Consider the following 4,940-nt stretch of genomic DNA (forward strand, 5'->3'; position numbering starts at 1 on the left):
TTGAACGTGGGGCTGAGCTACGACGCCCTGCACCGGCTGACCCAGACCCAGGGCTCCGCCAGCACGCGGTTCGTCCACGGGAAGCAAGGCGGCAATCTGGCGGTTTGTTTTTCTGGAGGGGCACAGTCGCCGGGAGGCGGCCCCTGAGAAGCTGGCTAGTCTGGACTTCCACGATGCGCCCCCTTGCAGACATCGTGGGCAGGGTGAGCTCTGCATCCCGGTAAGGAAAGGATGATCCTTACCCGGACTGAGGATCTCCTGCGCTTTGCCTGGTGTCTAATCGCGCAGCAGTCGTCTGGTCGTCCTGGCCTGCAGGTCCTGTCGATCACGCACGCTCGACAGGTCCCACCCCGACGCCGGAGGTCGGCCGGAGCCGCCAGGTTCCGAGCACGCTCGCCACATAGGGTTTGGCGTCGATCTGGACCTGCACCAGTTCGCCGATGGCCTGGTCGTGGCGCAGGGTCAGGCGGACATAACCCTTGGCAAGCTGGTCGCAGAAGCTCACCTCCGGATTTTGTCGCATGAACACCGGGCCGAGCTGGAAGCCGCCGGCGCCGTCGCCGATGGAGGGGCTGGTGATGGCGCTGGTCCCGAACTCCAGCGCCACCCGCTGGGCGCCGCCTGCGTCGTGCAGCTGGTTGACCCAGAAGGCGTGGCTGTCGCCGGAGACCACGATGGCGTTGCCGCCGCCAGCGCCGGCGAAGATGGCGTCCATGCGGGCGCGGGCCGCCGGGTAGCCGTCCCAGCCGTCAAGGTCGAAGGGCATGTCGTAGCGCGACAGCTCCACGAACGCGGCGGCCTCCTTGCGGCGCGACTCGGGCAGCTTGGTCAGCAGGGCGGCGAGCGCGGGCTCTCCGATCAGCGGCGCGACGTTGGGAAACCGGGCGCGGCCCATGATCACCTGGTTCCCGACCACCTGCCAGGGCCGCCCCGCCTGGGCCGAGGCCGCCAGCGTCGACTGCAGCCAGCGCTCCTGCTCGGGGCCGAGCATCTGGCGGTTGGGATCGGAGATGTAGCGGGTCACCGCCTCCACGTCGGGGCCGAGCACATAGGGCGCATGCGGCGGTCCGCCCTCGGGTGTGCGGGCCATGACGGCGGCGATGGTCTTGGGATCGGTGACCCGGTGGCGCTGGCCGGGCACGGCGGCGTCGTAGAGGACGTAGGGGATGTCGCCGGCGCGCTCGAACTCCAGCTGGTAGGAGCGGGCCAGCAGCCGGCTCTCCAGCATGGTGAGACTGGCCAGGTCGCCGAACTCGAAGTTGCGGTAGATGGCCTCCCGCGCCATGCCGGGCGCGGGCTCGCGGATCGGCATCCACTCGAAATAGGCGCGCATGGCGTTGGCCTTGCGGTCCTGGAAGGCGCCTTCGGTCTTCTCGTGGTGGTTCTCAGCGCCCCCCTTCCAGGTGTCGTTGCAGACCTCGTGGTCGTCCCACACGCAGATCCAGGGCGCGCGCGCATGCGCGGCCTGCAGGTCGGGATCACGGCGGTACTGGGCGTAGCGGGTGCGGTAGTCGGCCAGGCTGACCAGGTCGTGCGGCGGCTCGGGCCGCCGGCCGAGCTTCTCGCCGTTGGCCATGCCGTAGTCGTCGGGCTTGGAGCCGTATTCGTAGATGTAGTCGCCGAGCTCCACCACCGCGTCGAGCTTGTCGGACCTGGCGACGTGGTCGTAGGCGTTGAAGTAGCCGTTCGGGTAGAGCGCGCAGGTGACGAACGCCATCACCAGCTCGTCCACGTGGCCGGTCGGCAGGGTCCTGGCGCGACCGACGGGAGAGCGAAGCCCGCTGACGTAGAAGGCGTACCAGTAGTCACGCCCGGGCTTCAGTCCGCCGACATCGACCTTGGCCGTGTGATCGCGCTCCGGACCTGTGGCGACCTCGCCATGCGCCACCACGTGGTCGAGCTGCTCGTCCTCGGCCACCACCCAGCGCAGGGTCGTGACGCCGGCCGCATCCTCGCCGGCCCGCGTGGCGCGCGTCCAGATCATCAGCCGGTCCTGCAGCGGATCGCCGCTGGCCACGCCGTGGTCGAAACTGACCACGGTCACCCGCGCCGCCGCCGGGTGCGTGGCGGCCAGGACGGGCACGCTCGCGCCTGCGCCCAGCCATTTCAGGGTGTCGCGTCGATCAAGGCGCACGTGCAGTCTCCTGGTCCTGAGCGGGCGTAGCGTTCGGCCGTGACGGTTTGGCGATGGCGGCCCCGCCCCTCATGCGACCCCTCGCCACGCCTGCCCCCGCAGACGGGTTCGTCACCGTTCCGTCGCGCAGGCTTTCCGGAGCTGTCGCAAACCGCCGCTAGGCGGAAGCGGGGGCAATCTCATGTGTATGTACCGGACCACCCGTTCCGCCTTGCTGTTGGGCGCCGGCCTGAGCGCACTTCTCTCGGCGGCCGCCTGGGCTCAGCCAGCGACGGGCGGCTCCGCCCCAGGCGCTTCAGCCAACAGCCCGGCCCTAACCCGCGGCCAGGCCAACCCGCCGCCGGCGGAAACCACCAACCAGATCGCGTCGGGCCAAATCTCCGAAGTCGTGGTGACCGCCCAGAAACGCCAGCAGAACGCCATCGACGTGCCGATCACCATGACCGCCTATACCGGCGCGTTCCTGGACAAGCTGAACGTACGCGACTTCCACGACCTGTCGCAGTTCACCCCTGGCTTCTACGTGCAGAACCAGTCGCCCAACGACTCGGGCTTCGTCATGCGCGGCATCACCACCGACTCGGGCGACGCCACCGACGAGCCGCGCGTCTCCATCTTCCAGGACGGGGTCGACATCTCCAAGTCGCGCGGCTCGTTCGTGGAGCTGTTCGACGTGCAGCGGGTGGAGGTAGACAAGGGGCCCCAGTCCACCCTCTATGGCCGCTCCGCACTGATCGGCGCCGTCGACATCATCCAGAACAAGGCCAGCGAAAAGGGCTTCGACTGGAACGCCCGGATGGAGGGGGGCGACTACAACTACGGCGACGTAGAGGGCATGGTGAACGTCCCTCTGGCCGACACGCTGGCGGTGCGCGTCTCCGGTCGCTACCGCGTGCGCGAAGGCTATATCAACAACGACCTGGGCGGCCCGGACTTCAATTCGGTGAACACCGGCGCGATCAGGATGGCAATGAACTGGAAGCCGGTCGCCGGCCTGAACACCGACTTCATCTTCAACTATGAGCGCGACACGCCCAACGGCACCTCGTTCAAGAACGCCACCTTCTATCCGACCAATCCCACAACCGGGCAGATCCTCGGAAACACCAGCCCCTATACGGGCGCGGCGCTGTCGGCGCCCGCCGACTTCTCGGAAGGCAGCCGGCTGGGGCTGCACCGCAACGTCTATGGCGGCACCGCGCTGGTCGACTACCAGATCAACGGCGCACTGCGGCTGTCCTCGATCACCGCCTACCGTCACTTTGACAGCGACGAGGTGTTCGATCCGGACGGCTTCTCCTATCCCGCCCTGACGGCGGCGGAGAACACCTACGACAACCAGATCAGCCAGGAGTTCCGGCTGAACTTCGACGCGCTCGACCATCGCCTGACCGGCTTCGTCGGCGTCAACGGCTTCGGCGAGCAGGGCAAGTACAAGGTGCCCATCGAGCTCGACGAGCGGACCGCCCTGGCGCTAGTCTCGGGCGCCCTGAACCGGACCAACCCCGTCCCCACCCCGCTGGCCGTGCTGGACAACGTCAACACCACCAATGCCATCCTGTTGAAGCTGCTCGGCTTTCCGGCGAGCTTCGCCCCCATCACCCTGAACGCCGCCAACAACATCTCCACCGATCACCAGGAGGAGTCCACCGACGGCAACCGGGTGGAGGAAGGCGACGTCTATGGCGACCTCACCTATCGCCTGACCGACCGATGGCAAATTTCGGGCGGCCTGCGCAACAGCTACGAGCACAAGACCATCAGCTACGAGGCCCGCAATCTCGGCGCCCCTTCGGTGCTCGGCGCACTGCTGCACGTCCAGGCCGACCCCACCGATCCCACCGACGGCGCGCTGGAGCTGGACGCCCTGGCCCCAGGCGCGCCGAACCTCCCCAACTTCGGCGCGACCATCAACCCTACCGCCAACAACGGGGACACCGTCGGCCAAAGCCTGTCAGACGACGGGCTGAGCTGGCGGCTGAACACCCTGTACAAGCTGGACCCCACCGCCAGCGTCTACTTCACCTACGCCCGTGGCCGCAGGCCGGAGGTGCTGGCGGTGACCTCGCCCTCGACGCCCGGCGGCGATCCGAACTTCACCCGCGTGCCGGCCGAGATCGTCAACGACTACGAAGGCGGCGCCAAGGCGCTGTTGTTCGACCGCCATCTGCAGCTCGACGGCGCCGGCTTCTACTACACCTACAGCAACTTCCAGACGGAGATGCAGCAGGGCGCCACCTTCGTCACCACCAACGCGGGCAGCGCCGACGACTACGGCTTCGAGGGCCAGGCCAATTACAGCCTGAACAGCCTGCTCGACCTGTTCGGCACCTACACCTACACGCATGCCCGCTTCGACTCCGGCGCCTACAAGGGCAACCACTTCCGCCTGACGCCGGATCACATGTTTTCGCTGGGCGCGGACGCGCGCTACCCGGCGCTGGGCGGGGTGTTCGAGTTCACGCCGACCTTCGTCTATCGCACCAAGGCCTTCTTCGACGACGACAATGCCAATCCGGCGCTCCTCACCGGCGCGCTCATCCGCCCGCTGGTGTTCAACGAATACCAGAACGCCTACGGCCTGGTGGACCTGCGCTTCCGCTACCAGCCGGACGCGCAGCCGTGGCGGCTGGAGGCCTTCGTCACCAATGCGTCCAACACCCACTACCTGAAGGACGCCGGCAATACGGGCGAGGACGTGGGCCTGCCGAGCTACATCGCCGGCGAGCCGCGCATGTTCGGCTTCGCCTTCTCCATCCACCACTAGGCCAGCCGACGACCGGCACCTAGTCGCGACAGCGGCTCA

Annotated in this window: 2 protein-coding genes; one reads left to right on the plus strand and one right to left on the minus strand. The window is 67.7% G+C overall.

The window, feature by feature from the left end:
* Positions 1-325 precede the first annotated feature (325 nt).
* Complete coding sequence (locus HUV06_RS14605) at positions 326-2,134, minus strand: alkaline phosphatase (protein WP_174301981.1); 1,809 nt, start codon at positions 2,132-2,134, stop codon at positions 326-328.
* Between the two features lie 181 nt (positions 2,135-2,315).
* Here HUV06_RS14605 and HUV06_RS14610 point away from each other — a divergent pair, with 181 nt between their 5' ends.
* A complete protein-coding gene (locus HUV06_RS14610) occupies positions 2,316-4,901 on the plus strand; it encodes a TonB-dependent receptor (protein ID WP_254601169.1) in 2,586 nt (861 codons plus the stop codon).
* Positions 4,902-4,940: the final 39 nt, after the last annotated feature.

Source organism: Caulobacter sp. S45 (genome assembly GCF_903642205.1).
In the GTDB taxonomy this organism is placed as follows: domain Bacteria; phylum Pseudomonadota; class Alphaproteobacteria; order Caulobacterales; family Caulobacteraceae; genus CAHJWH01.